We start from the raw sequence: 5,737 nt of genomic DNA, 5'->3' as shown, positions 1-5,737 counted from the left end.
AGGGACGATGAGCGCCAGGGGTCACCGGTACCGGCGAGCACCGAATACGCGCGCAGCCTGACGTACTCTCATGCCGCCGATCGCACCGTGATCTACGCGTAGGGGATGGGGTAATGGATCTCGCGCAGCGTGCTGCCGGGCTTTCCTCGCGGTGCCGTGCGGGTACTTTCGCCTAGGAGTAGTCAGCTGTCACGCGTCGCGCTGATGAGTCGACGGTGATGTGGCCGCCGTGGGGCAGGATCCACTGCGGTCGGGTATGTCCAAATGGGATGCCTACGCACACCACGGCATCGGGGTTGTACCGGCTGATCACCTCAAGCACCGTCTCGCGTTGCTGGGTCCGGCGGCGTTCTCGTTCTCGTTCATCCGGCCGGTCGTCAAAGTTGGACGCGGGTGGCCTTGCCACCAGGACTGCGTCAACGGCGGACAGTAGTCCGCGTTCACCCATCGCCCGGAGTATCCACCCGACCTCGGTGGCGGACGGCAGCTCTTCCGAGGTCTCCAGGATCAGGACGCCGCCGGCCAGCACGCTGGCGTCGTGCGAGAAGCGTCCAGCGGTGAGGATCCACTGCAAGATCTCCACGCACCCGCCCCAGGTCGGGCCGGTGACGGTTCGGGCGGGGCCCGACCACGTCCAGGGTTGTGTCGGCTCGCGATCTCCGTACTGGGTGAGCGCGCGTGGGTCATCCCAGGGCCAGCCCATGTCCTCCGATTCCCCGGGTTCGGTGATCTGCAGCGTCTCGCCGGTCAGGAGAGCGGCAACGAGAGACCTGGCGTGGACTTCGTCGACCGCTGGACCGGGACCCAGGTGCACCTGTGTCGAGCCGCCATAGAAGCTTGCGACCCCTTGAACCCACAGCCAGTTGTGCAAGTTGGTGTTGTCGCTATAGCCGATGAAGGGTTTGGGGTCGGCGGCGACGTTCTGAGGGTCGAGGTAAGGAATGACGGTGATCTGGTCCTCGCCTCCAATGGTGGAAATAACGCCACGGATGCTCGGATCGGCGAAGGCCTCGTTCAGGTCGCGGGCGCGATCAACGGGCGTCGCGTCCAACTGCCGCGTCGTGGGGTACTCAACGGGCACGAGCCCGGTCAGTTCCTGAAGGCGGTGCATCGCCTGCTCGTGCAGTTGCGGAGCGACCCCCGGTGCCGCAAAAGATGGCGACACGACCGCGACGCGATCACCGGGTCGGGCCTTGGGCGGACGCAGCAATTCGACTGTCACATCCGCCAGACAATCACAAATCTGCCGGGCACCAGGGGAACTCAGACGTCCGGTATTGCCGCGAAGCGCGCGTCGTGAGCGAGACGTCGCATGGAATTGGGAGACACGCCCTAGGTCCGAACCCCGCACTGCGACGCGGTTTCATCATCCCGCGCCGGGTCGCACCGCGAGCGGATCCCGCAGTGACGGATCCCGCTGCGGCACCTCCGCGTACCGATCCTCACGATGAAGACACCCCATGACAAGGTGGTTGAGCCTGTGACTGCTGTCCAGCCGCAACTTTTGGGTTGACCCAGGGCGGGCTGCCGTTGTCCTCGACGAGGAGACGTTCACCCATTGAGTGCGTCCGTTCTGGGGTCAGGCGAACTATCGCAGGGCTTCGCCGAGGCGAGCGGCGGGCGTGAGGTCGGCGGCGAGACCGCCGCCGGTCGCAGCCCGGGCAAGAGCGCGACCCAGCGCAGGTGCCTGCTTGAACAGATTGTGACCGGCGAGGAAGAAGATGCTGCCTGCCTCCCAGACGGCCACGCCGTCCTCACTCCACGGGAGGTCGGTCACCCAGCAGTGAACGAACTCACGCGGCTCTGGGTCGAGGCCGGGCAGCGCCCGTGTCACGTATGCGCGCGCGCGTTCGTCCAATGACCGAATGGCCGCAGGGTCGATGAACGTGCCGTCGTCGCGGACGCCGACGGTTTCGCTGAGTCCGACCGAATAACTGCTGTTGCCCGGTAGCGGCGTCGCGTAGACGCCGACCTCTCCGAACTCACCACTGCTGTCCTGCAGGCACGCGACTCGTGCCGGGGCGGCGGCTTTCACGTCGAAGGTCAGCCGGACGTGTGCGGCAAGGCGAACCGGCAGCGACAGGCCGACGCTGCGCGCCAGGCGGGCGGTCTCACGTCCGGCGCACACGACCACCTTGGAGTAGACAGCCCGGTCGGTGACGCTGCGCACCTCGACCGTCCCATCGGCGCGGGGATCGATGGAGATGACCTCTGCGGTGGTGACGGCATCTGCTAGGGCATCCGTGAGTGCCGTGATCGCGGTGCGGGTGCGGATCGCGCCGCCCGACTCGTCGAGCACCGCTGGCCCCGAGTACCCAGCGAGCAGCGGCATTCGCTGGGCGAGCTCGGCTGCATCGATCTCACGTGCCGCCACGCCGACCTTGTCGAGCACTCGCAGCCGTTCGAGCGCGCCGTCGCCGATCGCCACGACACCGTCTGATGAGACCAGCTCGACGTCGAACCGTTCGGCCCACTCATCCCATACGCCGCGGCTTTCGCGCGCGAAAGCGACGAGTCGCGGGTCGTCGTGGGCATGCCGGAAGATCCGCGACTCGCCTGCGGACTGACCCGTTCCGGGCAGCCCGGCCTCGTACAAGCGCACCGGCACGCCCTGCTCCCGCAGCGCGTACGCCGTCGACAAACCGACGATCCCGCCCCCGATCACTGCTACCTCGGGTGAACGCGTCGGGGCAACGTCGCCGTCAGTTCCTGTCATCGCGGTTCCTCGATCTGTTAGGGATGTGCGATAGGCCGCAAGAGAAGGGGCCGCTGCCACGACGTCAACGGGCTGTGTCAGCCCGAAGTCACCGCGCGCAGCGACCCCTCATGTCGGGGTCAGTACTCCCGGTCTGTGGTGTCAGGCGGGAAGTTTGGAGCCCAACACGTCGAGCTTCTCGATCGTCGGTTCGGAGAACAACGCACCGGTCTGCTCGCCGAGAGCTACCGCAACAGGGCCGGACAGGTGAGCGTCACGGCCGGCGTCATCGGGGAACACGTCGAAGATCCCGAACGAGGTCGGCCCGAGGCGGATCGCGAACCACGCGGTGGTCGCCGGCTCCTGCTCGACCAGCCCACGCCCGGTGTCGAGGAACTCCTTCACGTCGTCCTCCTTGCCGGGCAACGCGTCGAACCTAACCAGTAGTCCCTTCGTCACGCTCATGACTTCTCCTCTTCCTTTGTCGTGGTGCCCGCGAGTTGGGACACGATCGCCTCGGAGAACGCCGGCAGGTCCTCCGGCGAGCGGCTGGTGATGAGATTCTTGTCGACCACGACCTCCTGGTCGACGACGTTCGCGCCGGCGTTGCGCAGGTCGGTGCGGATGCTCGGGAAGGACGTCAGGGTGCGACCGGTGGCCACGCCGGCCTCGATCAACGTCCACGGCCCGTGACAGATCGCCGCCACGGGCTTGCCGCTCTCGACGAAGTCGCGGACGAAGGCGACAGCGTCCTCGTCGACCCGGAGCTGGTCGGGGTTCACCGTGCCGCCGGGAAGCACCAAGGCGTCGTAGTCGCCCACCGAGGCGTCGGCGACCAGCCCGTCGACGGTGAACGTGCCCGCTTCATCCAGGTCGTTCTTACGGGCCTTGATCTCGCCGTCGTGGATCGAGAGGACCTCGGTCTGAGCGCCCGCGCGGTCCAGTACTTCGCGGGGTTGCTCGAGCTCAACGCGTTCGACTCCGTCGGCGGCGAGGATCGCGACCCTCTTGCCCTGAAGATCTGCTGCCATATCAGTTTGCCTTCTTTCCGTTTGACATGCCGGGCTTGATGACGACCTTGGTCCAACCCTCGGACCTGGAGTCGAAATTCCTGTAGGCGTCGGCAGCCTGATCCAGCGAGATCTCGTGGGAGACGATCCAGGACGGCTTCGCCTTGTCAGCCGCGATGAGGTCTCGCAGCCGGCGGTTGTACCTCTTGACCGGGCACTGACCGTTGCCCATGGTCTGTCCCTTGAACCAGTGCATGCCGAAGTCGATGGCCGCCTTGCCCTGCTTGGCCAATTCGCCCTTGGCCCCCGGGTCCTCGGGGACGAACACGCCGACGGTGCCGATCCCGCCGGTGAACCGGACCGAGTTGATGAGCATGTTCAAGGTGGCAGCCGGGTCTTCGTTGCCCTCAGGGTCGTGGGCCTGGTAGCCGACACACTCGCAGCCACGGTCGGCTCCGAGCCCCATCGTCTCGTCCAGCACAGCCTGCACGGGGTCGACCTTGGAGTCGTCGATGGCGATCGCTCCGATCTGCTCGGCCAGCGCGAGCCGGTCGGGGTGGCGATCGACCACCATCACCTTCGCGGCGCCCTTGATCGTCGCGGACAGGGCGGCCATAAGTCCCACGGGTCCGGCCCCGGCGATCACGACGCTGTCGCCCGGTATCACGCCGGCCATCTCGGTGGCGTGGTAGCCGGTGGGGAAGATGTCGGAGAGCATGACGTAGTCGTTCTCCTTGTCCTGCGCGTCCTCACCCAGGCGCAGCGCGTTGTGGTCGCCGAAGGGCACCCGGAGCAGTTCTGCCTGCCCGCCGCCGTACGGGCCCATTTCGGCGAAGCCGTAGGCCGCACCGGCGGCCGACGGGTCAGGTTGCGTCGTCAGGCAGTAGTTCGTGAGCCCACGCTCGCAGTTCTTGCAGAACCCGCACGAGATGTTGAAGGGCAGCACGACCCGGTCGCCCACCTTGACCTTCTCTACTCCCTTGCCGATCTCCACCACCTCTCCCATGTTTTCGTGACCGAACGTCCGGCCCTTCTCGAAGGAGGTCCGCCCCTCGTACATGTGCAGGTCCGAGCCGCAGATGTTGGTCGTGGTCATCTTGACCAGCACATCGGTGGGCCGCTCGATCTCCGCGTCCGGAACATCCGTGACCGCGACATCGCGCGGTCCCTGATAGACAACAGCCTTCACAGTGAATCTCCAATCGTTGCGGGGGACTCTCCGGACCCTACGCTCTCCACCGACAAGATGCGCCCCCGAGCCACACCTCCGGGTTCACGGGTGAGCCGCTCTCGACCTGACAGTCACCGCCCGGCTCATCGTGCGCCGCGTCAAGCGCTTCGACCCCACGGCGACCAGCACAGGACAGGACGAGCTGTTCGCGACCTGGCGCCACCACGCCGTGTTCACCGACTCATCCCTGTCGATGCTGGGCGCGGAGGCATCCCACCGCGACCACGCGATCGTCGAGCAGGTCATCGCCGACCTGAAGTCCGGCCCGCTCGCCCACGCCCCCAGCGGGTCCTTCTGCACCAACGGTGCCTGGACGGTGCTGGCCGCGATCGCGTTCAACCTGACCCGCGCTGCCGGCGTCCTGGCCTCGGCCCGGCACGCCCGTGCCCGACCAGCCACGATCCGGGACCAGCTGATCAAGATCCCGGCCCGGATCGCCAACCGCGCCCGACGTCTCCACCTGCACCTGCCCACGCACTGGCCCTGGCAGGACGCCTGGCAAGGCCTCCACGACGCCGCCTACGCCGCGGCTGAACCCCGCCCCCTGCCCCTACGAGGAACGACCCCACGTGGAAGAGCCGGGCAGACCGGCGAATTCCCCCTGCCCCGAACCCGGACCCACCTCCCAGACCGATTTCCGACATTCCGGACGACGTTCACGAAACCCGCTCGGCGGATCGAGGCTCAGGCCCCGACTACACCCTCCATTGTGAAGAGCCTTCCCGGCTCTTCCCAGATGAGGGTGTAGGTCGGCCGGGCGCGTCGGTCCGCAGATAGACGTCGAGGTCTCCCGACGACGGA

General features: G+C 66.8%; 6 protein-coding genes. 1 reads left to right on the top strand and 5 read right to left on the bottom strand.

From position 1 onward, the window contains the following. Positions 1 to 172: 172 nt before the first annotated feature. The 5 genes from FXF60_RS16265 to FXF60_RS16245 all read right to left on the bottom strand — a co-directional run bounded on the left by FXF60_RS16265 (position 173) and on the right by FXF60_RS16245 (position 4,894). Positions 173 to 1,222 (bottom strand): S66 family peptidase, encoded by a 1,050-nt coding sequence (locus tag FXF60_RS16265; protein WP_151527031.1) that lies wholly within the window; start codon positions 1,220 to 1,222, stop codon positions 173 to 175. 366 nt (positions 1,223 to 1,588) lie between these two features. After that, positions 1,589 to 2,716 (bottom strand): NAD(P)/FAD-dependent oxidoreductase, encoded by a 1,128-nt coding sequence (locus tag FXF60_RS16260; protein ID WP_192796790.1) that lies wholly within the window; start codon positions 2,714 to 2,716, stop codon positions 1,589 to 1,591. A gap of 141 nt (positions 2,717 to 2,857) precedes the next feature. Continuing rightward, positions 2,858 to 3,160 carry a putative quinol monooxygenase gene (locus FXF60_RS16255; protein ID WP_151527030.1) on the bottom strand — a complete coding sequence of 101 codons (303 nt, stop codon included), beginning with the start codon at positions 3,158 to 3,160 and terminating at the stop codon, positions 2,858 to 2,860. Then, positions 3,157 to 3,726 (bottom strand): type 1 glutamine amidotransferase domain-containing protein, encoded by a 570-nt coding sequence (locus tag FXF60_RS16250; RefSeq protein ID WP_151527029.1) that lies wholly within the window; start codon positions 3,724 to 3,726, stop codon positions 3,157 to 3,159. The genes FXF60_RS16255 and FXF60_RS16250 overlap by 4 nt, the downstream gene beginning before the upstream one ends. Position 3,727: 1 nt before the next feature. After that, positions 3,728 to 4,894, bottom strand: coding sequence for a glutathione-independent formaldehyde dehydrogenase (locus tag FXF60_RS16245; protein WP_151527028.1), 1,167 nt, complete (start codon positions 4,892 to 4,894; stop codon positions 3,728 to 3,730). Between the two features lie 130 nt (positions 4,895 to 5,024). On the opposite strand from FXF60_RS16245, the gene FXF60_RS17030 reads away from it, so the two are divergent. Beyond that, entirely contained in the window at positions 5,025 to 5,684 is a 660-nt protein-coding gene (locus FXF60_RS17030; protein ID WP_202879676.1) for a transposase, read from the top strand. Positions 5,685 to 5,737 lie beyond the last annotated feature (53 nt).

The sequence above is a fragment of the Serinicoccus kebangsaanensis genome (assembly GCF_008919445.1).
Lineage (GTDB): Bacteria > Actinomycetota > Actinomycetes > Actinomycetales > Dermatophilaceae > Ornithinicoccus > Ornithinicoccus kebangsaanensis.
Note: the sequence above shows the minus strand (reverse complement) of the source record. Positions and strands in the feature narration are given on the sequence as shown.

Bases quoted from the DNA above. Each gene is read 5' to 3' on its own strand.
- FXF60_RS16255 (WP_151527030.1), bottom strand. From the start codon at position 3,160: ATGAGCGTGACGAAGGGACTACTGGTTAGGTTCGACGCGTTGCCCGGC.
- FXF60_RS16250 (WP_151527029.1), bottom strand. From the start codon at position 3,726: ATGGCAGCAGATCTTCAGGGCAAGAGGGTCGCGATCCTCGCCGCCGAC.
- FXF60_RS16260 (WP_192796790.1), bottom strand. From the start codon at position 2,716: ATGACAGGAACTGACGGCGACGTTGCCCCGACGCGTTCACCCGAGGTA.